Here is a 24,488-nt window from a genome sequence, read left to right as displayed (position 1 = left end):
TGCAGGCTGAACGCAGACGACGCGGAGTGGGCCGAGCCGCATGGATGCGGCGAGAGCGCCGTCAGGACATGGATGTCCGTTCGGCGCGGGCCCACGGAGCGTCGTCGAAGTAAGGGAACCCGACGAAGTCGGGCCAAACCGAGAGCAAGCACCCTTGGTTACTTGGGGATGGTGCGACTCTCGACTTTTCCAAGTAACTCGCCGAAGGCGAAATATCTGCCGTTAGGCAGACGCTCTTGATCTCTACAACAGACAATTCGGTTTTCCAACAGACGAAAAAAATCCGCGCTGCCTCGGGGAGAACAGCGCGGATCTTTAATCACTCAATCAATGCACAAACAGTGCAATCAAAATAATGATCGGGATTGGAATGCCGAGGAACCACAGAAGTAGTGAACGCATGATGACTCTCCTTAATCAGCGAATGCTGGAAGTAGTGGAATAAGCACGGGTTTCGACATACGTCACCGCATCACGACGACGACCACCCCAGATAGCGGCAAGGCTGGCCACGAATGCACCGCACAGCAGCGAAACGAATGTCCACAGCGCAGCCGTTGCAGCGGCCTTCGCCGCAGCATCGGCAGCCTGTTGAGCTTTCAGCTTGGCATCGGCAACAGCTTGCTTGGCCTGACCGTAAACCTGATCAACACGCGCCTGGGCATCCGCCTGACTCAGGTTGGTACGCTGAGCGACCAGCTGTGCCAGATAGGTACGGTCTTCCGGAGCCAGCTGACCATCGTTGGCCATGGTCTTGGTGAAGATACGCACCACCACGCCGTGGGCAGCATCATCGCTGACAGCAGCAGGACGATCATCGCGGAACAGCGAATCGATGTAGTAACCGTATTGGTCACTGCTTGTATTGCCCGCTGCAGAACCGGCCGCAGTGGCAGCAGTACCTGCAACACCGGCAACCGCGGTAGCACCGGCTTTCACGCCGCTGCCGACGATGCCGCTGACCGAACCGACGATCAACACGGCGGCCACCAGCGTAGCGACAGCCCACGACAGGAAGCCGTGTGCGGTGTCACGGAAGTAGACTTCGTCACCGTGCATGTTGGCCCATTTGACGCGCAGACGACCGGCGAGGTAACCGCCAAGACCGGATGCCACGATCTGCGTCAGCGCCAGCCAGACGACCGTCGAGATACCGATGGTCTTGGCGCTCGCGCCTTCGTTGGCCCAAGGCGACATCGCCGAGAAACCAAGACCCGAACCCAGCAGAACCAGGATAAGGGACAACGCGGCGGCACCGGCGGCGCCAGCGAAGATGGCTCCCCAGGACACGCCCGAGACCGAGGAGGACTCTTCTACAGCGGCAGGATAAGAATCAGGTGAGACGTTCATTGTGCTGCTCCGTGCGAATGATGTTGTGCTTCTCCCCATTGCGGTGCACTGCCTGTGCCAGCTGCGAATTAGAATAAAAAACCTTAAAAATCAATGACCTGTAAATTCAGCTATCCACAGGGGCCGTGCAAAATGCATGAACGTCCCAAAAGAGCGGATGCGTTCTGCCCGGTGACGGGATTTCCATGGCTGTCAGAGGTTTGCGACAATCTTCTGCGACGGATTCCGTCAATGCGCAACATTCCGGCACATTTATGCCTGGATGGTGTCTTAAAACGTCACCCCCGCAGGTTGACAGCTATAGTCCGCCCACAGCCACTGTTTCTTCGAGAGGTAACCCAGCATGTTTGTCCATCGCCCCCTGGAAGAAAAAGACGTCCCTTTCATCTGCGAGATGCCCCAGAGCATTGACGAGCTCTTCTACATGTTTCCGAAGGCGGTATTCCCGCTGACACCGGAGCAGCTCAATGAATCCATCGCGCAGCGCTCGGACAACACCGTCATCGAGCTGGACGGCCAAGTGGTAGGATTCGCCAATTTCTCCCGCTACGATTTCAGAGGCCGGTGCTCCATGGGCAACGTCATCATCGACCCGCGCTTTCGCTCCAAAGGCGTTGGCCGCTACATGATTGGCTGCATGATGGAACTGGCGTTCGGCAAACATGAAGCGGCGGAACTGACCGCTTCCTGCTTCAACCATAACGTTCCCGGATTGCTCTTCTACCCCAAGCTGGGATTCAAACCCTTCGCCATTGAAGAGCGTCAGGACAAAAAGGGCGCTCGCGTTGCCCTCATTCATCTCAAGTTGCCACGCAGCTGATCCCATCAGCAAATAACGTCACTCGTCGGGCTGCCCAAGGACGCCCGACGAATGGCTGAGCGCATGCTCGCCGCCTGATCGTGTCGATTGATCCACTGACCCCGCTAGTTAAACGATTAACGGGGAAGGTTCTATTCCGATGAATCGATTTTGCTCGGCCAACCTGTGTCTGGCGCAATTGAGTGCGGGCAATCGCGGTTGTTTGCTTCACTTTGGGGCGCGGCGTATAACTTGGATATTCCTGTTTGCCGAAGGGCGGGCAGGCACTGGAAACATTTCCAGCGTCCTGGAAGTGGTTACTTATAGTCAGGCGAGTGGCTGAACGCATCACCCAGTCCTGCCTGTGGAGGATTGACGATGATTGCCTGTACGCTCTCTAACCTTGAACTGCGCAGCATCATAGAAAGTGCGTTTCTGCCTCTACGCTGCAACTGCACGGTGCTGGAGGATGTGATGACGGTTGAAGTCATCGACCCCGTCACCGAGCACGTCGAATTGTTCGCTTCCAACATTGCCCTGGATTCCCTCGATAACAGCCACGCCTTGTGCGTGCTGATTCGAGATCTCCAGGCCGAGCGCGAAAGGGCCAGGCATTACCCCCATGCATTGGCGGGGTGAGCGCGGGGCTCTAGCAATAATCGCCATTCGGCCTTATGTTGGTTGTATCGGCCCAAAGCGGCCAGGCGGGATATTGAGGATTTGCATGGCGCACGCGCAACCCGGGATCGAGGTGATACGAGAGCAGGAACGAGTGGCGCCCCTGCGCCGCCGTCGCAAGGTCATGATCGGCCTCGGCTGCCTGCTGGGGATTGTGGTGGTGGGCGCGGCGACGATCGTCACGATGCTGGAGCGCCTGGAAACGCGTAATGCCAGCTTTCGGCCGCCCATGACATCCCTGGAGCGACAACAGCTTCTTCCCGCCGAGCCGGTGCTGGAAGTCAAACCCCAAGTAGAAGGCCTGCGCTACGGCGCCGCAATCGCGCCGGCAGGTCAGCCGGAGAGCAGCGCGTCCGCTACGCCTGAAGAGGCATCTGCCTCCGCAGCGGCGCTGCTCTTCAGCTCACCACCACTGACGCCTGCACCGCTGAGCCCCTCAGCGCTGGGTGCTTCAGAGACTCGATCCAGCAAACCGCTGGGCATCGCTCAGGCCATTCATGTGCACAACGGCCAGCAGTAATCCTACCTTTCTCAATGCATCCGGCGACGGTGCTCGTTTTCGAAGAGCAGTTTGAACTGCTCTTCGCCGTTGTCTTGAACCGCATAGTGTTCTCGCACAGGCCCTGCTTCCACGCGTCCATCCATCGCAACGCGAATGATCGCTGACTTGTGCAAATAATCCGGCACGTCGCCGATGATCGTCAGCTCGCGCAGGCTGTGACCGTCATGCTCAATGGTGGCCAGTCGCACTCGGCAGGTGGCCTGCATGGGAATAGGGCCAAACAGCGTATCCCGCGAATAATCAATTTCGGCAATGCTGGACCGACGGTTTTTATCAGCATTCATCAGGTCATCTCTCTGTCCGTGGGAAAGTGCTCAGCATGACAATGGAGACATGCCAGGGCGGAATAGTTCTCATCGCCGCTCACGATAATTTTCCATTCATCGGATACGCCAGAGAGTGCCTCTGCTCTTCAAGAGGAAGTAAATGTATATGAAGCTGAAAAACTTCTGACGTCAATAAACGCTGCAAGACGTCCCCGGTGATGGGCAACTGCAACTAAGGATGACGCTTACCCGCAATGCCTTATTGCGAATAAGAGCACTTATCCATCGGCGACCTGAGTTTTGCAGCTAAATTGCCAAACCTTCTTATTTTATAAATACATGGGGCTTTGAGAGGGCGACGTAATAATGACGTCATATTTATTAATCCCTTTTAAAACAATGAGTTAGGTCTGAAATTAGGCTGATATAGCGTTTTCTCAAAAAATTGACACTTCATCTGATCCCTGCAAACATCACGTTACGTTTTCAACTTAAATAACCCGCGCTTAGTGCAAGCGCCCGATACTTCTCGTTTCAGGATTATTGCCTTCAGACGCGCGATGAGTTGGCGGTAGCGTCCCTCTAATAAACCTGACGAAGGGAAGCCTCAACAGGTGGCGACCGGCCGGCTCATGAAACGAGCGGCTGCCCCGAAAGCGGCGTCCCAGAGCCTGCGCCAATCGATCGACCTCGCGTCGGTCATCCGACCCTTTATCACCACCGACGTGATGCAAATCACTGCGGTAGTCGTGTCTGCCAGAAGTGCAGTAGTTCAGTCATTGCTCATTTATTTTTCAACTTGAAAGTCCAGACATCGCTTCAGCGGTAGCGGTTGAACGCCCACGTAAGTGGGGCGGTTTATAACGCACGTGGCGATACGGTAACGACCCAGCGTGGAGTGACAGTTATGCAAGGAGATCATCTGGAAACCGTTTGCGGTTGCGTAGTAGGAGGTGCCGGACCTGCGGGGATGGGACTGCTTTTCAACGCATTGAAAAGTGGCGCCATGCCAGAACTGGCCAAGGAAGGTTTAATCATTGTCGACGCCAGTCCCACGCCGGGCACGGGTCGTTTGGGCGATTACCGGATCACCGCCAACTCAGTGGGCGATGTGTTCCTTGATTGTCTGCGCGACCCGGCTTTGCGTGATGTATTCGAACCCCTCGAGCATTCGCCCGCCTACTGGCGCATCCGTCGTCAGGCGCAAAGCGCGCCGCAGTTGGCGGATGTCGCTGAACTGCTGGCGGAAGCCTCGAAGCTGGTGCTCGACTTTATCGTCGAGCGCTACGGCGTGAAGCTATGGAGCAGCACGACGATCACCGAGATCGTGCGTGAGGGTGACGAGTATCAAGTGTGGGTCGAGTCCGAAGGCCGCAGTCGGCGTATTCGCAGCCGCGCAGTCGTCCTCAATCTGGGTGGCTGGCAGGACCCGCAGCATCTGCTCGACAGCCTGGCGGATCAAGGCCTCGCGGTACCACCTTCCGCGCGGATCGAGAGCGCCGACGCACTGCTGAGAATGAACGCCGTGCAACTGCGCCACCTTTTCGCGACCACGCTGGCGTCCAAGGGCCGGGTGTGCGTCGTGGGTGGCTCCCACAGCGCGTTCTCGGTGCTGGAAAACCTGGCCGACGCGCTGGAATTCGCCGGCTTGGAGGAAGTGACACTGGTCCATCGTTCGCCGATCCGCCTGTTTTATGAAACCGCTCAGGCCGCGCTGGACGCCGGCTATGCCTTCGATGCGGCCAGGGATGTCTGCCCGGTTTCGGGCCGGGTCAACCGCTCGGGCGGTTTGCGCTACCGGGCGCTGGACGTGGGCCGTGAAGCCCTGTCCAAAGGCCAGATCGGCAAGACCGGCGTCCGCGTGCAGTTGCTGCAGACCCATCAGGGCCCGGCCGATCAGTTCGAGCGCGCCCGTCAGGCGCTGGCGGAAGCCGACATTGTCGTGCAGTGCACCGGTTATCAGCCGGTGCTGCCGGCATTGAGTCATGCCGGGGGCGAGGCCATCACGCTGATGGAGGTCAAGGGCGGACTGGATTCCGACCCTTCAGGCTGTCCGCTGGATGCCAGCGGTCAGCGCCTGCATGGCCTGCACCTGTTCGGTCTGGGGGCAGGGCTGGGGGTTGATCCGCGACTGGGGAGCGAAGCGTCGTTTGACGGCCGCATCTACGGCGTCTGGCAGTTTCATCACGACGCCAGCGGCGTGGTGATCGACTCGGTCCTGACCCGCTTGCAGACCCCGGCCGTGCAGCCCATCCCTGCTGCGCCACGGCTGGTGTCCAGTCGCAGCGAAGAACGCCTGCCATTCCTTTGGCCGGTGCTGGTCAACGCGCAGTCCTGATGCTCCTTGCAACACCCGAATCCCGGCGCTCCTTTGGTTAGGCAGCCCGGGATTTTTTTTGCCCGTGATGCCGTCGCGCAAACTAGATGTTGGCCGCCATATAAGCAGTTCGCCAGAGTCCGGCCGCTGATCTATTCTGCTTGCCTGACCCTCGACGTTGCATCGAACAGGAACTGACCAATGCGTATTTTGATGGTGGGCGCGGGCGCGATCGGCGGCTATTTCGGCGGCCGATTGCTGGACGCCGGGCGAGACGTGACGTTTCTGGTGCGCGAAGGACGGGCGCAGGTACTGGAGCGTGACGGGCTGATCGTGCGCAGCCCGCTGGGTAACATCGAATACCCGTCGCCGCCGCAGGTCATGGCGGCGATGCTGGACACGCCATTCGACCTGATCGTCCTCAGCTGCAAGGCCTACGACCTTGACACCGCCATGGAATCCTTCGCGCCAGCGGTCGGCCCGGAGACGTTGATCCTGCCGCTGCTCAATGGCATGGCGCATCTGGATCGCCTTGCCGAACGGTTCTCCCCCGCAAACGTGCTCGGCGGCCAATGCCTGATCTCGCTGGATCGCGATGCCTCGGGCGCCATCCTTCACTTGAACGAGACTAACCAGCTCTCGTTTGGCGAACGGGACGGTGGGCTGACGCCGCGCATTCAGCAGGTCGCCGAGGCGCTGGGCAATGCAGGGTTCGACGCGATTCTGAGTGAGCAGATTATTCAGGAGATGTGGGAAAAATGGTGCTTCATCGCGACCGGGGCCGGCATTACCGGATCGATGCGCGCGAGCATCGGCGACGTGGTCGCCAGTGGCGGGGAAGGGCTGATTCTGAAGTTGCTGGATGAGTGCGCCCAAGTGGCAGAGCATGCCGGGCACCCGCTGCGCAGTGAAGTCCGCCAGCGCTTCGAGAACATGCTGACCACCCCCGGCTCGAAGATGACCGCCTCAATGCTCAGGGACATCGAGCGCGGCGCGCCGATTGAAGTGGAACATGTGTTCGGGGAGCTGATTGCCCGGCGGCCAGGCGCCGACAGGTCACCTGAAGGTTCACTGTCGGCACTCGAGTACGTGTCTCTGCACCTGCGCGCGTATGAGGCGCGGCGCCTCGCGTGACAGCGCAGGGAGCAGGTGTCAGTCATTTGGCCGGGGTGTGCGTCGCCAGCTCCATGATCATCCGCGTCAGCAGGTAAATGCGCGGCGACACGCTGTCGACTTCGGCATATTCCTCGGGCGTGTGAATGTTCCCGCCGACGATGCCGAAGCCATCCAGCGTTGGCACACCGACCCCGGCCGAGAGGCTCGCATCGGCCGCGCCGCCACTGCCCTCGATGGTCAGCTTGCGGCCGATCTCGCCGTAGATGCCCTGGGCGATATCGACCAGCTTGTCGGTTTCCGGCGTCTGCGGCATAGGTGGCAGGCCACGTTCCAGGCGGGTCGTCACTTGGGTGTCCGGGATCAGTTTGTCCGCCGAGACACGGGCCAGGTCCTTCTCGATGCGGTCGAATTCCTCCGGCACGGCGGCGCGCACATCGGCCTTGGCGGTGGCCTGATCGGGGATCACGTTGGTACGATCGCCTGCGTTGAGCACGGTGAAGTTGATCGTGGTCTTCTTCTCGGCATCGCCCAGTTTGCCCAGTTGCAGAATCTGATGCGCCACCTCCATGGCCGCGTTACGCCCCAGCTCCGGCGCGACGCCGGCGTGGGACGCCTTGCCCTTGACCTCGACCACCGCGGTGGCGCTGCCTTTGCGCCAGACCACCAAACCATCGGCGGGACGTCCCGGCTCCAGGTTCAGGGTCACATCGTGCTGTTTGGCGACGTTCTGAATCAGCGCAGTGGCGGCGGCCGAGCCGGTCTCTTCGCTGGCGTCCAGCAGGAAGGTAATCTGCGCATAGTCCTTGAAGTCGAGTTTCTTCAGAATCTTCAGCGCGTAGAGCCCGGCGACGATGCCGCCCTTGTCGTCCATCACTCCCGGCCCGTACGCGCGACCGTCCTTGATGTGGAAAGGCCGGGCCGCGGCGGAGCCTTCCTTGAATACGGTGTCCATGTGCGCCATCAGCAGGATCTTCGCCTTGCCGGTGCCCTTGAGCGTCGCGACCACATGCTGGCTTTTGTCCGGCGCGGTATTGGGGATCATCTCGATGGTTGCGCCCAGCGCCTTGAGCTGGGCGACGACGATGTCCCGCACCTGGGTCAGTCCCGGCTCGTAGCCGGAGCCCGTATCGATATTGACCAGCTGCTCCAGCAGCTTCAGCGCTTCGTCCTTGTATTGCTCGGCATCTGCCTGGACCTGCTTGTCGGGCTCGGCGAACGCAGGGGCTGCCGCTGAAAACGCGATACCGAAGGCCAGCGCGCTGGCGAGAAGGGAGCGGGAAAAGGGTGAGGTCATTGTCGATCCTTGTAATGGCATGAAGAGGGCTCGATCGACACCCTAGCCCGTTGCACAGGATCGTGCATGTCAAAACGCGTTATTCACGTCGGCAAAAACGTCGAACCTTTCCGGTGGGCTACCCTCAACATTCCTACATCAGCCATCAGAGGAGAGGCATCCCATGCCGGTTAAGCACGATTTGTACGCGGACCTGAGCATCACCAAAGAAGAGCTTGCCAAGCGCAAAGGCAGCGACGCGAAGCTCAATGCCCTGGTCGAGCACTATGATGAGCTGGACATCCAGATTGTCAGCGCCGAAGAGGCGGGCGATATCCCCGACGAGGAGTTGAAGAAACTCAAGGAAAAACGGTTGCAGGCAAAAGACACCATCGCCAGTCACCTGAACACCCCGAACTGATCGGGTTAAACGGGTCAGTTACTAAAACGGCCGATCTCTTATGGAGGTCGGCCGTTTTTAGTTGGCGATACCCGATGTCTGACAACTTGCCCCGACATCCGGAAGTGCATCGTCAATTACGCTGAATCAGTGTCTTCGCTCGGGCTTAGTTGTCCGCGGGGCGATTTCCATGGATCCAAAGTTCAGACGAAAAAAAACGGCGTCTGGTCAGTCGCCGTCGCCGATCTGTCAGCACCGGGTGGCCGCTGACAGTTATCGAATAAACATAAACCGGTGGGTTTATTGCGGATCCTGGTCAGGTGCAGTCTCGGCCTTGATGCGCTTGTAGATTTCTTCGCGGTGCACGGAAACATCTTTCGGAGCGTTGATGCCAAGACGAACCTGGAGGCCCTGAACGCCCAGAATGGTGACGGTGATGTCGTCACCAATGTTTATGCTTTCGCCGACTTTGCGGGTGAGTATCAACATAATCTTTTCCTTGATGGCCTCATGAAGCGCCTCTACCGGGAGGCTGGCGTGAGCCTTTGGGTGATGGTAATTGCCGAATGCATCCAAATGCGGTCATCAGTATGACGCCATTGGTACGATTTTAATTCCCCAGGTTCATCGTCTCGTCACAGTTAGCGTGGCTCCTGGGTCGAACGGCAGGTGAATCTTGCCTGATGCTGGCGGGAAATTCCCGCGCGAATCGGCTATCGGGCTGATAGCCGAATTCCGGGCGGCGCCTATTCCACACTCCTTTGAGCTTTATTGCAAAGAACTCATGCCGGGCAGCGATGAAATTTTCATTAGATTGCTGAGTACGAGTTCTCTGAAAGGAGTGTAGGAGACTTCCCAAATGAGTACCGGCAAAACGCGGTAACTTTAATCGAATTGATGACGGCATGTGTGAACGGTTTTGTATCAGGCCCGGTTCACCTGCCCTGCAGACGCTAGCCTCAGCATCCGGAGCGTGGCGGTGAATGGTTTGAGGGGGGCAGAAACGACATGCCCACCGCGAGGGTGGGCATGGGAACAGCGAAGAAACCGCAGCGTCAATTTGCCGCGATCAAAGCATCAGACGACCAGCGACAACAGCATGATCAGGATGATGCCCACCACCGACAGGATGGTTTCCATCACGGTCCAGGTTTTCAGGGTTTCGGCCACGGTCATGTTGAAGTACTGCTTGACCAGCCAGAAGCCTGCGTCGTTCACGTGGGAAAGGATCAGCGAACCGGCACCGGTTGCCAGGACCAGCAGTTCACGGTTCACGCCCGGGATCATGCCGACCACAGGGGCCACAATCCCGGCACCGGTGATGGTGGCGACGGTCGCAGAACCGGTAGCAATCCGGATCACCGCAGCCACCAGCCACGCCAGCAGAATTGGCGAAATCTGCGCCTGCACGGCCATATGGCCGATCAGGTTACCGACGCCACTGTCCACCAGCATCTGCTTGAAGCCACCGCCGGCACCGACGATCAGCACGATCGCGGCGACCGGCGCCAGGCTCTGGTCGAGCAGCTTGATGATGTGGTCACGGCTGAAACCACGGGCCGAACCGAAGGTGTAGAACGCCAGCAGCAATGCGAACAACAGGGCAGCGATCGGGTGACCGATGAAATCCATCCAGATGCGGAAGATGTGACCGGCTGGCAGCGCGACGTCGGCGAACGTCTTCAGCAGCATCAGGAACACCGGCAGCAGGATCGTCACCAGGGTGATGGCGAAGCTCGGCAGGTTTTCGTTGGTCGACTCTTTGGCAATCTGGTCCATCAGCTCTTTCGACGGGTTGCCCGGAATGCGCTTGGCAATCCACTTGCCGTAGATGGGACCTGCGATGATTGCGGTCGGGAACGCCACGATCAGACCGTAGAAAATGGTCTTGCCGATGTCTGCGTTGAAGATGCCGATGGCCAGCAGCGGACCCGGGTGCGGTGGCACCAGGCCGTGGACGGCCGACAGACCTGCCAGCAACGGGATACCGATTTTGACGATGGACACACCGCTGCGACGGGCAACGATGAATACCAGCGGGATCAACAGCACGAAGCCGATTTCGAAGAACAGCGGGATACCCACCAGAAACGCCGAAAACATCATGGCCCAGTGCACGCGGTCCTTGCCGAAGCGACGGATCAGCGTCTGGGCGATCTGGTCAGCACCGCCGGAATCGGCCATCAGCTTGCCGAGCATGGTGCCCAGGCCAAGGATGATGCCGACGAAACCGAGCACGCCGCCGAAACCGTCCTGGAACGATTTCATCACTTTGTCGACCGGCATCCCGGAGGTCAGCCCGAGAAAGCCTGCAGCGATGGTCAATGCAATAAAGGGGTGGACTTTGAACTTGGTGATCAGAAGCACAAGGCCAATGATGGTCACCAACGCATCGACCAGCAGATACGTGTCTTGAGTCATGCCGAACATGGGGGTGTCTCTCCGTTGTATTTTGTTTTTTTGGAGCTACTGCTTGACGCTGTTGCTCTCTGCCCTGTGAAGCGAGGGCAGCGTCATCAGAGACAGCGCTACCTTTGCCGCTCACGCCTGATCGAGGATCAAGAGCCGGTGCGCGCGGTGACAGATGGGGTGTGAGATTCGGAGCCAGACTCGCTCCACCAGGTGGCCGCTTCTTTACCGATGGTCTCGATCGATTTGGTCGCGTCTACCACCAGCGTGCGGTCTTCGTTGTACGGAGGCTCGAGGGTCGCAAACTGGCTGTCGACCAGACTGGCCGGCATGAAGTGCCCCGGGCGATGGGAGCAGCGTTCGGTGGCGAGTTCTTTGGTCAGCTCCAGAAACACGAAGCCCAGCTCCGGGACGGCTGCACGCAGACGTTCGCGGTAGATGAGCTTGAGGGAGGAGCAGGTGAGAACGGGCTTTTCGCCGTTTTTTACCGCGGCGGCAACTTCTTCGCCGAGGCGTGTCAGCCAGCCGGCGCGGTCGTTGTCGTCGAGGGGATGGCCCGCGCTCATCTTGTCGATGTTGGCTTGAGGATGGAACGCATCACCCTCGATCAGGCGACCGCCGCTGTTTTTAGCGATGGCCTCGCCGACGGCACTCTTGCCGCAGCCGGAAACACCCATTACCACGATGGCGGAAATAGCATGTGGAGCAGTAGTCATAAAAACCTCGTCCCGGAGACAGCGCTGTCTTCGCCGAATGGTGTGCAAGTCCGGCGAGACTGTTTCCAGGTGTAGTCATTGTTATGGGTATCTCGCTGATCCATGAGATGCATCAATCCAGTCGTTTAGACGATCGAAAAGTTGCGGGCCTCCGTGAGATAGCGCTACCTTAGAGCCCATCCCACACAATCGCAACCCCCGCAGCTTCCTTCCAATCAGTTGGCAACGCATGACACGTATTGGTTCCCGCTCCACCGGTCGTCCCACTCTCAACGAAGTCGCCAAACTGGCCGCCGTCTCGCCGATTACCGCGTCCCGAGCCTTGCGTGGCGTGGCCACCGTGGCGCCTGAACTGGTAGAGAAGGTTCGCGCTGCTGCGCTGAGTCTAGGCTATGTCGCCAATCCTGCCGCACGGGCGCTGGCGTCTTCGCAGAGTCAGTCAGTGGTGGTGCTCGTGCCGTCGCTGTCCAACCAGTTGTTCATCGAAACCCTCGAAGCCATTCAGACGGTTTTGCGTCCGCGTGGGCTGGAAGTGGTGATCGGTAATTATCACTACTCGCCTATAGAAGAAGAGAACCTGCTGCGCAGTCATCTGTCCCACCGACCGCGCGGCATTCTGCTGACCGGCTTTGACCGCAGCGTGGCGGCGCAGCAATTGCTGGCGTCCAGCGGCGTGCCCTGCGTGCACATGATGGAACTGGACCCGACCCGGGCCGAACCCTGCGTGGGGTTTTCCCAGCAACAGGCGGGTGCCGAGGCGGCGCGGCATCTGTTGAGTCGTGGACGGCGGCGACTGGCGTACGTGTCGGCGCAGCTTGATCCACGGGTGATTCAACGGGGCGTCGGTTTTCGCGGCGTGCTGGAGCAGGAAGGGCTGTATGACGAGGCGCTGCAGACGGCGTCGCCGCTGCCGTCGTCCATTGGCCTGGGCAGCGAGCTGTTCGCCCGATTGCTCAAAGCGCATCCGGACGTCGACGGGGTGTTTTTCTGCAACGACGACCTGGCCCAGGGCGCATCGCTGGAAGCCCTGCGGCAGGGCATCCGCATTCCGCAACAGGTGTCGCTGATCGGCTTCAACGACCTGCCGGGCTCGGCCCACATGGTCCCGCGCCTGACCTCCATCCGCACTCCGCGCGAACAGGTCGGCCAGCGCGCCGCGCAACTATTGCTCGGCTTGCTGGACGGCACAGTTCACGAAGCGCAGGTGGATCTGGGGTTTGAACTGGTGGTGCGGGAAAGCACTTAGGTGCTTTCGTGGGCAGGCTCATTTCCACAAGTCCTCCATCCGCCCCGAACCAAAGTCAGACGCTGATCCTGTAGGAGTGAGCTTGCTCGCGAAGGCAATCTGTCAGCCAGCCTGAGTGCTGCTGACCCACCCCATTCGTGAGCAAGCTCACTCTCACAAGTCCTCGGCTCGGTCCGGAATCTCGAGTCGAGCCACTATCCCGTGGGAGTGAGCTTGCTCGCGAATGCTGACTTCCAGCCGCTAGAGATGCATGGGCTCGACTGGCCCCTTCGTGAGCAAGGTGGAACGCCACCCCGGTCACTCCTACAATTCCTCCATCCACCGCAAAGCTTGAGTCAGACGCTGAACCTGTAGGAGCGAGCTTGCTCGCGAAGGCAATCTGTCGGCCAGCCTGAGCATCGCTGACCCACCCCATTCGTGAGCAAGGTGGAACGCCACCCCGGTCACTCCCACAAGTCCTCAATCCACCCCAAAGCTTGAGTCAGACGCTGAACCTGTGGGAGCGAGCTTGCTCGCGAAGGCATTCTGTCGGCCAGCCTGAGCATCGCTGACACACCCCATTCGTGAGCAAGTCACCCCCCACTTCAATCCCAGCGCTTCCGCTCGATCAATGCTCCTTCTTGAACGCCAACCGGAACTCGTGCAACAGCGGTTCGGTGTAGCCGCTCGGCTGCTCACGACCTTTGAACACCAGCGCGCTGGCGGCCTGGAAGGCCACGGACTTCTCGAAATTGCCGGCCATCGGTGTGTAAGCCGAATCCCCGGCGTTTTGCCGGTCGACCACCTTCGCCATACGTTTCAAGGCGTCTTTCACATAGTCCTCGGAGATCACGCCGTGGCGCAGCCAGTTGGCGATGTGCTGGCTGGAAATGCGCAGCGTCGCGCGGTCTTCCATCAGCCCGACGTTGTGGATGTCCGGCACCTTGGAGCAGCCAACGCCTTGCTCCACCCAGCGCACCACATAACCCAGCAGGCCCTGGGCGTTGTTCTCCACTTCTTCGCGAATCTGATCCTCGTTCCATTCCGCCTTTTCGACGACGGGAATGCTCAGCAGGTCCAGCAGAATGTCTTCGCTGATGCTGTCCAGATCAACCTGTTCCAATTCCTGCTGCACCGCCTTCACATCCACCTTGTGGTAGTGCAGCGCGTGCAAGGTGGCCGCCGTCGGCGAGGGCACCCACGCCGTGGTCGCGCCGGCTTTCGGGTGCGCGATCTTCTGCTCCAGCATGTCAGCCATCAGGTCCGGCATCGCCCACATGCCCTTGCCGATCTGCGCACGACCGCGCAGCCCGCAGGCCAGGCCGACCAGCACGTTGTTGCGCTCATACGCCTTGATCCACGGCGTAGCTTTCATGTCGCCCTTGCGCAGCATCGGCCCGGCTTCCATCGAGCTGTGCATTTCGTCGCCGGTGCGGTCGAGGAAGCCGGTGTTGATGAACGCCACCCGCGACGACGCCGCTTCGATGCACGCCTTGAGGTTGACGCTGGTGCGCCGTTCTTCGTCCATGATCCCCATCTTGAGGGTGTTGCGCGGGATCTTCAGCGCGTCTTCGATGCGGCTGAACAGCGTGTCGGCGAACGCCACTTCGTCCGGGCCGTGCATCTTTGGTTTGACGATATAAACGCTGCCGGCGCGGGAGTTGGTGCGGTTATGCAGGTCGTGCAGGGCGATCAGGCTGGTGATGACGCCGTCGAGAATGCCTTCGGGGATTTCCTTGTTGCCGTCGTAGAGAATCGCCGGGTTGGTCATCAGGTGACCAACGTTGCGGATGAACAAGAGCGAGCGCCCGTGCAGGGTGATCGCGTTGCCGTCGGCGGCGGTGTACTGGCGGTCGGCGTTCAGGCAACGGGTGATGGTCTTGCCGTTCTTGACCAGGGCTTCGGTCAAGTCGCCCTTCATCAGGCCCAGCCAGTTGCGGTAGATCACCAGCTTGTCGTCGGCATCCACGGCGGCGACCGAGTCTTCGCAGTCAATGATGGTCGACAGCGCCGCTTCCAGCAGCAAGTCCTTGATCCCGGCCGGATCAGTGCCACCGATCGGGCTGGCGGGGTCGATCTGGATTTCGATGTGCAGGCCGTTGTTCTTCAGCAGGATCGCATTCGGCTGGCGCGGCTCGCCCTGATAGCCCACATATTTCTCGGGCTGGGCAAGGCGCGACTGACTGCCGTCCGCCAGGGTGACCAGCAACTCGCCGCTGTCCACCGCGTAGGCTTTGGCGCCGACGTGGGAACCCGACGCCAGGGGCGCGGCTTCATCGAGCAGGGCGCGGGCGAAGGCGATGACTTTCTCGCCACGCAGCGGGTTGTACCCGGCCTTGATTTCGGCGCCGTTGGCCGAGGAAATGGCATCGGTGCCGTAGAGCGCGTCGTACAGCGAACCCCAGCGCGCATTGGCGGCGTTCAAGGCGTAACGGGCGTTGGCAGCGGGCACCACCAGTTGCGGACCGGCCTGTTCGCTGACTTCGATGTCCACTTTGTGGGTGGACACCTGAACCTGCGCCGGCACCTGCTTCAGATAGCCGATGCTGTCGAGAAACGCGATGTACGCCGGCATGTCGGTGACCGGGCCGGGATTGGATTTGTGCCACTTGTCCAACTGAGCCTGTATGCGGTCACGCTCTTTCAGCAGCTCGCGGTTGACCGGGGCGAGGTCGTGGACCAGCGAATCGAAATCGGCCCAGAACAACTCCGGGGTCAGGCCTGTCCCGGGGATCACTTCCTCGTCGACGAAACGCTTGAGGTTGGCCGCCACCTTGAGGTTGTGGCAATTGACGAACTCGGTCATCTGGGGTCTCCATCATGAATTGGGTTTGCAGCATTGCTGCAGGCGATCGCTGCGGACGTTACTGCGCGCTTACCGCCGCAACCCCGGCCTTGGCCACTTGCGCATCCTGATCGGCTTTCACCCCGGACACGCCCACCGCGCCGATGGTCTGGCCGTCGATGATCACCGGCACGCCACCTTCCAGCGAAGTCAGCAGCGGGGCGGTCACGAATGCGGTGCGCCCGCCGTTGACCATGTCCTCATAACCCTTGGATTCGCGACGACCCAGCGCCGAGGTGCGGGCTTTTTCGATGGCGATGTAGCCACCGATGGGCGCGCAGCCGTCGAGGCGCTCGAAGCCCAGCAGGTGACCGCCGTCATCGGTGACGGCGATGGACACTGCCCAGCCGTTGTTCTGCGCCTCGGTGCGGGCCGCGGCGAGGATCTGGGTGACTTCGGTCTGGGTCAGTACGGATTTGGTTTTCATGCAGTTCTCCTGAAGGGCAAAGGGTGTCATGCGTGTCGGTCTGATACGGAGCCAGTGCGCCTGCAATCAACTTGGAGGCAGGGCGTCCTCGATGAGTTCGATCCAGTGTTTGACCGGCGTGCGGTTGGCGCTGGCCAGATGGGTCTGACAGCCAATGTTGGCCGTCGCGATCACATCCGGGTTGCCGCTTTCCAGCGCGTTCATCTTGTTGTCCCGCAGCTGTTTCGCCAGCACCGGCTGGGTGATCGAATAGGTGCCGGCCGAGCCGCAGCATAAGTGACTGTCGGGCACCGGTGTGAGATTGAAGCCCAGTCGGGTCAACACCGACTCAACGGCGCCGCCAAGTTTCTGCGCGTGCTGCAGCGTACACGGGCAATGGAAGGCCAGGGTCTGGCGCGTGCAACCGCCGAGCTGCTCCAGGGGTTCGGCGCGCAGCACTTCGACCAGGTCCCTGGTGCGTTCGCTGATGGCTGCCGCTTTTTGGGCGTAAACCGGGTCGTTGCGCAGCAGGTGGCCGTAGTCTTTAACGAAGGCGCCGCAGCCGCTGGCCGTCTGCACAATGGCCTCGGCACCGGCTTGAATGCTCGGCCACCACGCGTCGATGTTCCGCCGCGCCCGCTGCAGGCCTTGTTCCTGCGCATTCAAGTGGTAATCCACAGCGCCGCAGCAACCGGCCTGGGCGATGGAGGTGACGCTGATGCCCAGTCGATCCAGCACTCGCGCCGTGGCCGCATTGGTGTTGGGCGACAACCCGGGTTGCACGCAGCCTTCGAGAATCAACATCTGCCGCGCGTGATGCCGGGTCGGCCGAGCCTTGGCGGGACGAATGTTGCCCGGCAGCTTGGTCTTCAGCGCAACCGGCAGCAGTGGCCTGAATGAATTGCCCAGCTGGGTCAGCGACTTGAACAGACCTGCATTGGGGACCACGGCGCGCAGGCTGTCGCGCAGCAACCGTTGGCCCAGCGGGCGCGGCACGGCGGCGTCGACCACCTCCCGGCCAATGTCCAGCAGGTTGTGGTAATCGACCCCGGAAGGGCAGGTGGTTTCACAGTTGCGGCAGGACAGGCAGCGGTCTAGGTGCAGCTGGGTTTTCTCGGTGACTTCCTTGCCTTCCAGCACCTGCTTGATTAAATAAATGCGCCCGCGCGGGCCATCCAGCTCGTCGCCGAGCAACTGATAGGTCGGGCAGGTGGCGTTGCAGAAACCGCAGTGCACGCAGCTGCGCAGAATGCTTTCCGCTTCTTCGCCACGGGGCAGGCTTCTAGCGTGTTCGCTCAGGGTCGTCTGCATGGTTCAGATCTCCGCGTACATTCGGCCCGGATTGAAAATTCCGTGCGGATCGAGTTGTGCCTTGAGCTGGCGGTGGTAGCGCAGCAATGGCGTGGCCAACGGCTGAAACGGGCTGTCGTCGAGGCCGTGGCTGTAGCAGGTGGCGTGGCCGCCTGCGGCGCTGACGATGCGACGAATCTCGCTGCCGCTGGCGTCGGATTTCAACCAGCGTTGCGCACCGGCCCAGTCGATCAATTGATCCCCCGGCAGGTCCAGCGCAGCCGTGCTGACGGGCAATGACAGGCGCCACAGGGGACGGCCATCGGTGAAGAAATCCAGGCGGTGTTCGTTGAGCGCGCGCCAGTAAGCCGGGTCGATGGATTCGCCGCCCAGGCGGTCATGAGCCGCCGCGACCGAACCTTCGCCGCCTTCAAGACGCAAACGCAGCACGCGGCCGTCGTGGCTGGCGGCGCTGATCGGCAGCGGTTGCTGACCCCATTGCGCCAGGCGGGCGAGGGCGGTGGGGCTGTCGATCTCCAGCGCAATGCTGGTGCACAGCCGCGGCTTGGGCAGGACTTTCAACGAGACTTCGGTGATCAGGCCCAGGCAACCAAAACTCCCGGCCATCAGGCGCGACAGGTCGTAGCCGGCAACGTTTTTCATCACCTCGCCGCCGAAGCGCAAGTGCTTGCCCAGGCCGGTGATCACCCGCGTGCCCAGCACGAAGTCACGCACCGAGCCTGACCATGGCCGGCGCGGCCCGGACAAGCCTGCCGCGACCATCCCGCCCACGGTGCCATCGCCTGCGCCGCTGTCGCTCGCATCACCAAGGCTGTAGCTGGGCGGCTCGCAGGGCAGCATCTGACCGGCTTCCTCCAGCGCGGCGTTCAGCACCGACAGCGGCGTGCCGGCGCGGGCGGTGATCACCAGTTCGGTCGGGTCGTAGGTGACGATGCCGCAGTGAAGGCGGGTATCGAGCACTTCACCCGCCACCTCGCGACCGAGAAACGCTTTGCTGTTGGCGCCTTGAATCCGCAGCGGCAGGGCGGACTGAATCGCCTGATTGACCTGCTCCAGCAGTGCGTCGCTGGCGTCGCGGTCCTGGGCCACGAAGGCTGGCTGACGTTGGGCATCCATCAGAAACGCTCCAGTTCAGGGAAGGGCAGCTTGCCCATGTGCACGTGCATGGCACCAAATTCGGCGCAGCGGTGCAGGGTCGGGATGTTCTTGCCGGGGTTGAGGGTGCCGGCCGGGTCGAACGCGGCTTTTACGGCGTGAAACAACGTCAGCTCGTCACTGTTGAATTGCGCACACATCTGATTGATCTTCTCGCGGCCCACGCCGTGCTCGCCGGTGATGCTGCCGCCCACTTTCACGCACAGCTCCAGAATCTTTCCGCCCAGCGCTTCGGCGCGATCGAGCTCACCGGGTTGGTTGGCATCGAAGAGGATCAGCGGGTGCATGTTGCCGTCGCCGGCGTGGAAAACGTTGGCGACGCGCAGGCCGTATTCTTCCGACAGCGCGGAAATGCCCTTCAGCACGCCGGGCAATTCCCGACGCGGGATGGTGCCGTCCATGCAGTAGTAATCCGGCGACAGCCGACCGACTGCCGGGAAGGCGTTCTTGCGCCCGACCCAGAAACGCACGCGTTCGGCCTCGTCCTTCGCCTGGCGTATCTCGGTCGCGCCGGCGTTTTCCAGCACCGCGCGAACCCGGTCGCAATCGGCGTGCACGTCGGCTTCCACGCCATCGAGTTCGCACAGCAGAATGGCTTCGGCGTCCACCGGGTAGCCGGCGTGAATGAAGTCTTCAGCGGCGCGAATGGCGAGGTTGTCCATCATTTCCAGGCCGCCGGGGATGATGCCTTCGGCGATGATGTCACCCACCGCGCGACCGGCTTTCTCCACCGAGTCGAAGGCGGCCAGCAGCACCCGCGCCACTTGCGGTTTGGGCAGCAGTTTGACCGTCACTTCAGTGATCACGCCGAGCATGCCTTCTGACCCGGTAAACAGTGCGAGCAGATCAAAGCCTGGCGAGTCCAGTGCGTCGGAGCCCAGCACCATGTCCTCGCCCTCGACCGTGAGGATGTCGACCTTGAGCAGGTTGTGCACGGTCAGGCCGTATTTCAGGCAATGCACGCCGCCAGCGTTCTCCGCGACGTTGCCGCCGATGGAACAGGCAATTTGCGAGGAGGGGTCTGGCGCGTAATAAAGGTCGTAAGGCGCTGCGGCCTGGGAAATGGCCAGGTTGCGCACACCGGGTTGCACGCGGGCGTAACGCCCGGCGGGGTCGATGTGGAGGATTTTGTTGAAGCGCGCCATCACCAGCAGCACGCCTTTTTCCAGGGGCAGGGCGCCGCCGGACAGTCCGGTCCCGGCACCCCGCGCCACCACCGGCACGCCGCGCTCATGGCAGACCTTCAGCAGCGTCTGCACCTGCTCGATGCGCTGGGGCAGCACCACCAGCATCGGCGTCGTACGGTAGGCGGAGAGGCCGTCGCATTCATACGGGCGCAGTTCTTCCTCGCGGTGGAGGATGTCCAGATCAGGCAGGCGGGATTGCAGCGCTTGGAGCAGCTGTTGTTTGTCGATGACCGGCAGCACGCCGTCGACGCGTTCGTCGTACAGGATATTCATGATGGGTTCGCAACCCTGTCTTGTTTTTATTGGAGGCCCGTTCCGTGACGGAACGTGAAAGGCTGGCTTGCATCATTGGCTCAGCCGGGCTTAGTGTCTACCGGGTGGAGCAGTGGTCGAACCAGTTTCGTGATACGGCTGAATCAAATAAACGCCTAAAAGACTTGTTTATCAGTGAGATAGATCCCACGCCAGTTCTTGTGGTTTTTACCGCCGTCCATGGTCATACCAGTGAGGGCAAGCAATAAGTGCCCACTCATCCAACGCAACGAAGCAGGTCCGACCCATGGAAATCACTCAGGCCCAGTCCCAAACCAAACGTCCGCAGCAGGTCGCCGATGTCGTCAGCGAGCGCATCGAGCGGCTGATTGTCGACGGGGTGCTCAAGGTTGGTCAGTTGCTGCCTTCCGAACGGCGGTTGACCGAAAAGCTGGGGGTGTCGCGCACTGCGCTGCGCGAAGGCCTGCAGCTGCTGCGCGCCAGAGGCATCATCGAAACCCGTCAGGGCAAGGGCTCGTTCGTCGCGCAGATGGGGGGGCTGGGGCTGACCGCCAATTCACCGCTGATGCACTTGTTCGCTTCCCAGCCCCGCACGCTGTACGACCTGTTTGAAGTGCGCAGCCTGCTGGAAGGGGAGTCCGCGCGGCTGGCGGCGCTGCGCGGCACCGACGCGGATTTTGTCCTGATTACCCGGGCCTACGACGCGCTGGTCGCCGGCCATGACCACCCGTTGGCGGCGTCCGAACACGCACGGCTCGACCATGCGTTTCACCTGGCCATCTGCGAGGCCTCGCACAACCCGGTGCTGGTGCAGACCCTGCGCTCATTGACGGATCTGCTGCTGAACACGGTATTCGCCTCGGTCAACAACCTCTATCACCGCGACGCGCAGAAACGGCAGATCGACCGCCATCACGCCCGGCTCTATAACGCGGTGACCGGGCGATTGCCCGAGCAGGCGCGCAAGGCCGCTGTGGCGCACATCCAGAACATCTGCGACAACCTGCGGGAGATCGAAAGCGAAGAGCAGCGGCTGGTGCGCGCCACGTTGCGGCTCGAGGGTTGGGCTTGAGTCACCGGAGCTTTGCCTGCAGCTCCGCTTGATAGGACCTTCGCTTGACAGACCTCACCCATTGCCGCAGTTTACGCATTGCGTAAGCCGCTTACGCCGTAGTGAAAAACCAAAACAACAATAACAGGCCATCCCCGTGGATCTTTTCACCTACTACCGATCGACCTCCAGCTACCGGGTGCGCATTGCCCTGGCGCTGAAAGGTCTCGCGTTCGACGCCATCCCCGTCAACCTGATTCGCGACGGCGGCGAACATCACCAGCCCGACTACCTGGCGATCAACCCCCAGGGCCGCGTTCCCGCCCTGAAGCTGGACGGCGGTGAGGTGATCATCCAGTCCATGGCGATCCTCGAATACCTCGAAGAATTCTCCCCGGAACCTGCATTGCTCCCCGACGCGCTGCTCGACCGCGCGCGCCATCGGCAAGTCGCCGCCCTGATCGGTTGCGACATTCACCCGCTGCACAACGTCGCGGTGCTCAATCGTTTGCGCGGCATGGGCCATGACGAAGGCGATGTGACGGCGTGGATCGGCCACTGGATCAACCAAGGCTTCGCCGCCGTGGAAGCCCTGATTGGCGATACTGGATTTTGTTTCGGCGCGGTTGGCCTGGCCGATGTGTACCTGCTGCCCCAGGTGTATGCGGCGCGGCGCTTCAACGTGGACATGAGCCCGTACCCGCGAATTTGCCGGGTCGAAGGGCTGGCGTTGCAGCATCCAGCGTTTCAGTCCGCCCATCCCGATGCGCAATCGGACAAGCCGGAGTAATCTTTCCCACATGAAAAGCTTCGGTCTGCAACTGATCTTCGGCGACTTCCTCGCCCGCAGCGTGCGGGGGATTTCCTGCGCGCCACCCGCTGAATCGTGATCCGAGCCGCTGTGCCTCTCACTATTTAGCAGGAGCAAGACCGTGACTGATCTCTACGAAAACCCGATGGGCCTGATGGGCTTTGAATTCATTGAATTCGCCTCGCCCACCCCTAATGTGCTGGAGCCTGTGTTCCAGATCATGGGCTTCACCAAAGTCGCCCAACACCGCTCGAAGAACGTGTCGCTGTACCGCCAGGGCGCGATCAACATCATCCTCAACAACGAGCCCAACAGTGAAGCGTCCTACTTCGCTGCGGAGCACGGTCCTTCGGTGTGCGGCATGGCCTTCCGGGTCAAGGATTCGCAACTGGCCTACAAACGCGCGCTGGAACTGGGCGCCCAGCCTGTCGAGATCGGCACCGGGCCCATGGAACTGCGCCTGCCCGCGATCAAGGGCATTGGCGGCGCGCCGTTGTACCTGATCGACCGTTTCGGTGAAGGCACCTCGATCTACGACATCGACTTCGTGTACCTCGAAGGCGTCGACCGCCATCCCAAGGGCGCCGGCCTGCAATTCATCGATCACCTGACCCACAACGTCTATCGCGGGCGGATGGCCTATTGGGCGAACTTCTACGAGAAGTTGTTCAACTTCCGCGAGCTGCGCTATTTCGACATCAAGGGCGAGTACACCGGCCTGACCTCGAAAGCGATGACCGCGCCGGACGGCATGATCCGCATCCCGCTGAACGAGGAATCGTCCAAGGGCGCCGGGCAGATCGAAGAATTTTTGATGAAGTTCAACGGCGAAGGCATTCAGCACGTCGCGTTCTTCACCGAAAACCTCATCGACACCTGGGACCGGCTCAAGGCGCTGGGCATGCGCTTCATGACCCCGCCGCCGGACACCTATTACGAAATGCTCGAAGGCCGGCTGCCTAACCATGGCGAACCGGAGCACGAGCTGAAGGCGCGGGGGATTCTGCTGGACGGCAATTCCGACGGCGGAAACAAGCGCCTGCTGCTGCAGATCTTCTCGGAAACCCTGATGGGGCCGGTGTTCTTCGAATTCATCCAGCGCAAGGGCGACGATGGCTTCGGTGAAGGCAACTTCAAGGCGCTGTTTGAATCGATCGAGCGCGATCAAGTGCGACGCGGGGTGTTGGCGGTGGATTGAAGTAGGTGCACGCGCGCTGTTAGTGGGACCGGCTTCAGCCGGGAAGGGGCCGGTTTGAACGCCATCAATTTTGTGGCGTAACCGCCGACGCCTTCCCGGCTAAAGCCGGTCCCACTAGATGCACATGGTCCGTTAGTAGGACCGGCTTCAGCCGGGAAGTGGGCAGTTTGAACACCATCAGTTGTGTGGTGTGACTGCCGACGCCTTCCCGGCTAAAGCCGGTCCTACTCGATGCGAGCGGTGCTACTGATCCTGCGGCATTTCCCCACCCATCCGCGCGCTGATCGCCTGCGCCGTCTGCAGCAGTTTCTGCGCGGCGAGGGCCTGGCGCTGATCGGTAAACACCGACGCTGAACCCACCACCGTCACCACACCCACCAGCTTGTTGCCCATGGCAAACACCGGCGACGACACCGCGTTGACGCCGGCCATCAACAAGCCATGAATCTGATGCACCCCGGTGCTGCGGATCTCTCGTACGTGGCGATCAATCTCCTTCATCTGCGCGGCGTTCAACGAGGCCGATTCCGCCTCTCTCAGCGCCGAGGTTTCGGTCGGCGACAGAAAGGTCTCGAACACCAGCCCGGTGGACGAACTGAGCAGCGGCAGCACCGAGCCGATCTGCGTGACTAGGGTGACCGCCCCCAGTGACTGTTCGACATACACGACTGTCGGGCCTTTATTGCCCCACACCGCCAGAAAACAGGTTTCGTTGAGTTCGTCGCGCAGCGCGATCAATGCCGGTGCGGAGGTCTTCAGCACATCCAGCTGGCTCAGCGCCGCCAGCCCGACCTGCAACGCCGAGCGCCCTAGACGGTAGTGATTGCTGGCCGGGTCCTGCTCGGCAAATCCGCTGTCCACCAGCGCCTGCAGGTAGCGATGCACCTTGCTCGCGGGCATGCCGACGTATTCGGCGAGTTTCGACAGTGACGTGGCGGGCGCCAGTTCGGCCAGCGCCTTGAGGATGCCGACGCCGACTTCAGCCGATTGGACTTTCTGCTGGCGCGGCGCGGTGGCGGGGGTGGAATCGTCGGTCATGGAAGGGAGGCCCCCGGTCTGGAAAGGCTGCTTTATAGCTTGACCCTTCCTCAAACTCAAATTACGTTATGCGTAACACGCTTACGATAAAAACAATAAGAG

Annotated in this window: 22 protein-coding genes; 10 read left to right on the top strand and 12 right to left on the bottom strand. The window is 60.9% G+C overall.

Annotation, left to right across the window (positions count from 1 at the left end):
• Positions 1-417: 417 nt before the first annotated feature.
• Positions 418-1,350 carry a hypothetical protein gene (locus ACYASU_RS17685; protein WP_346626475.1) on the bottom strand — a complete coding sequence of 311 codons (933 nt, stop codon included), beginning with the start codon at positions 1,348-1,350 and terminating at the stop codon, positions 418-420.
• Between the two features lie 343 nt (positions 1,351-1,693).
• Here ACYASU_RS17685 and ACYASU_RS17680 point away from each other — a divergent pair, with 343 nt between their 5' ends.
• The 3 genes from ACYASU_RS17680 (at position 1,694) to ACYASU_RS17670 (ending at position 3,347) form a co-directional block, all read left to right on the top strand.
• Positions 1,694-2,170, top strand: a complete 477-nt coding sequence (locus ACYASU_RS17680) for a GNAT family N-acetyltransferase (protein WP_463583548.1) — start codon at positions 1,694-1,696, stop codon at positions 2,168-2,170.
• A 357-nt stretch (positions 2,171-2,527) separates the two neighbouring features.
• Positions 2,528-2,788, top strand: a complete 261-nt coding sequence (locus tag ACYASU_RS17675; protein ID WP_463583547.1) for a DUF1652 domain-containing protein — start codon at positions 2,528-2,530, stop codon at positions 2,786-2,788.
• Positions 2,789-2,873: 85 nt separating this feature from the next.
• Complete coding sequence (locus ACYASU_RS17670) at positions 2,874-3,347, top strand: hypothetical protein (RefSeq protein WP_463583546.1); 474 nt, start codon at positions 2,874-2,876, stop codon at positions 3,345-3,347.
• Positions 3,348-3,358: 11 nt separating this feature from the next.
• On the opposite strand, the gene ACYASU_RS17665 is transcribed toward ACYASU_RS17670, so the two are convergent.
• Positions 3,359-3,673, bottom strand: coding sequence for a hypothetical protein (locus tag ACYASU_RS17665; protein ID WP_463583545.1), 315 nt, complete (start codon positions 3,671-3,673; stop codon positions 3,359-3,361).
• A 952-nt stretch (positions 3,674-4,625) separates the two neighbouring features.
• On the opposite strand from ACYASU_RS17665, the gene ACYASU_RS17660 reads away from it, so the two are divergent.
• On the top strand, positions 4,626-5,993 hold the full coding sequence (locus tag ACYASU_RS17660; RefSeq protein WP_463583544.1) for a pyridine nucleotide-disulfide oxidoreductase: 1,368 nt from the start codon (positions 4,626-4,628) through the stop codon (positions 5,991-5,993).
• Between the two features lie 180 nt (positions 5,994-6,173).
• A complete protein-coding gene (locus ACYASU_RS17655; protein ID WP_463583543.1) occupies positions 6,174-7,106 on the top strand; it encodes a ketopantoate reductase family protein in 933 nt (310 codons plus the stop codon).
• A gap of 22 nt (positions 7,107-7,128) precedes the next feature.
• On the opposite strand, the gene ACYASU_RS17650 is transcribed toward ACYASU_RS17655, so the two are convergent.
• Positions 7,129-8,382: a M20/M25/M40 family metallo-hydrolase gene (locus ACYASU_RS17650; protein WP_346626470.1), complete on the bottom strand. Its 1,254-nt coding sequence runs from the start codon at positions 8,380-8,382 to the stop codon at positions 7,129-7,131.
• A gap of 163 nt (positions 8,383-8,545) precedes the next feature.
• On the opposite strand from ACYASU_RS17650, the gene ACYASU_RS17645 reads away from it, so the two are divergent.
• Entirely contained in the window at positions 8,546-8,782 is a 237-nt protein-coding gene (locus ACYASU_RS17645; protein ID WP_282370873.1) for a DUF465 domain-containing protein, read from the top strand.
• A 279-nt stretch (positions 8,783-9,061) separates the two neighbouring features.
• On the opposite strand, the gene csrA is transcribed toward ACYASU_RS17645, so the two are convergent.
• The 3 genes from csrA to ACYASU_RS17630 form a co-directional block, all read right to left on the bottom strand.
• Positions 9,062-9,250, bottom strand: coding sequence for a carbon storage regulator CsrA (gene csrA / locus ACYASU_RS17640; protein WP_037012727.1), 189 nt, complete (start codon positions 9,248-9,250; stop codon positions 9,062-9,064).
• A 588-nt stretch (positions 9,251-9,838) separates the two neighbouring features.
• Positions 9,839-11,191, bottom strand: a complete 1,353-nt coding sequence (locus ACYASU_RS17635; protein ID WP_192174335.1) for a GntP family permease — start codon at positions 11,189-11,191, stop codon at positions 9,839-9,841.
• A gap of 128 nt (positions 11,192-11,319) precedes the next feature.
• Complete coding sequence (locus ACYASU_RS17630) at positions 11,320-11,847, bottom strand: gluconokinase (RefSeq protein WP_192174361.1); 528 nt, start codon at positions 11,845-11,847, stop codon at positions 11,320-11,322.
• 268 nt (positions 11,848-12,115) lie between these two features.
• Here ACYASU_RS17630 and gntR point away from each other — a divergent pair, with 268 nt between their 5' ends.
• The gene (gntR, locus tag ACYASU_RS17625; protein WP_463583542.1) at positions 12,116-13,132 is read left to right on the top strand and encodes an HTH-type transcriptional regulator GntR; all 1,017 of its coding nucleotides are present in this window, start codon (positions 12,116-12,118) and stop codon (positions 13,130-13,132) included.
• 607 nt (positions 13,133-13,739) lie between these two features.
• On the opposite strand, the gene ACYASU_RS17620 is transcribed toward gntR, so the two are convergent.
• From ACYASU_RS17620 to glcD, 5 genes are all read right to left on the bottom strand, one after another.
• Complete coding sequence (locus ACYASU_RS17620; RefSeq protein ID WP_463583541.1) at positions 13,740-15,917, bottom strand: malate synthase G; 2,178 nt, start codon at positions 15,915-15,917, stop codon at positions 13,740-13,742.
• A gap of 58 nt (positions 15,918-15,975) precedes the next feature.
• Positions 15,976-16,383 (bottom strand): heme-binding protein, encoded by a 408-nt coding sequence (locus ACYASU_RS17615; protein ID WP_192174332.1) that lies wholly within the window; start codon positions 16,381-16,383, stop codon positions 15,976-15,978.
• A gap of 66 nt (positions 16,384-16,449) precedes the next feature.
• Positions 16,450-17,673, bottom strand: coding sequence for a glycolate oxidase subunit GlcF (glcF, locus tag ACYASU_RS17610; RefSeq protein WP_463583540.1), 1,224 nt, complete (start codon positions 17,671-17,673; stop codon positions 16,450-16,452).
• A 3-nt stretch (positions 17,674-17,676) separates the two neighbouring features.
• Positions 17,677-18,789: a glycolate oxidase subunit GlcE gene (gene glcE, locus ACYASU_RS17605; RefSeq protein ID WP_463583539.1), complete on the bottom strand. Its 1,113-nt coding sequence runs from the start codon at positions 18,787-18,789 to the stop codon at positions 17,677-17,679.
• Positions 18,789-20,288, bottom strand: a complete 1,500-nt coding sequence (gene glcD / locus ACYASU_RS17600) for a glycolate oxidase subunit GlcD (RefSeq protein ID WP_463583538.1) — start codon at positions 20,286-20,288, stop codon at positions 18,789-18,791. The genes glcE and glcD overlap by 1 nt, the downstream gene beginning before the upstream one ends.
• A gap of 286 nt (positions 20,289-20,574) precedes the next feature.
• Between glcD and glcC the strand changes: the two genes are divergently transcribed.
• The 3 genes from glcC (at position 20,575) to hppD (ending at position 23,348) form a co-directional block, all read left to right on the top strand.
• Positions 20,575-21,360 (top strand): transcriptional regulator GlcC, encoded by a 786-nt coding sequence (gene glcC / locus ACYASU_RS17595; protein WP_463583537.1) that lies wholly within the window; start codon positions 20,575-20,577, stop codon positions 21,358-21,360.
• Between the two features lie 136 nt (positions 21,361-21,496).
• Positions 21,497-22,129: a maleylacetoacetate isomerase gene (gene maiA, locus ACYASU_RS17590; protein WP_463583536.1), complete on the top strand. Its 633-nt coding sequence runs from the start codon at positions 21,497-21,499 to the stop codon at positions 22,127-22,129.
• Positions 22,130-22,271: 142 nt separating this feature from the next.
• A complete protein-coding gene (gene hppD, locus ACYASU_RS17585) occupies positions 22,272-23,348 on the top strand; it encodes a 4-hydroxyphenylpyruvate dioxygenase (RefSeq protein WP_192174325.1) in 1,077 nt (358 codons plus the stop codon).
• A 243-nt stretch (positions 23,349-23,591) separates the two neighbouring features.
• Here hppD and ACYASU_RS17580 read toward each other — a convergent pair whose 3' ends face one another.
• Positions 23,592-24,386, bottom strand: coding sequence for an IclR family transcriptional regulator (locus ACYASU_RS17580; protein WP_463583535.1), 795 nt, complete (start codon positions 24,384-24,386; stop codon positions 23,592-23,594).
• Positions 24,387-24,488: the final 102 nt, after the last annotated feature.

This window comes from Pseudomonas sp. HP_12 (assembly GCF_055283955.1).
Note: the sequence above shows the minus strand (reverse complement) of the source record. Positions and strands in the feature narration are given on the sequence as shown.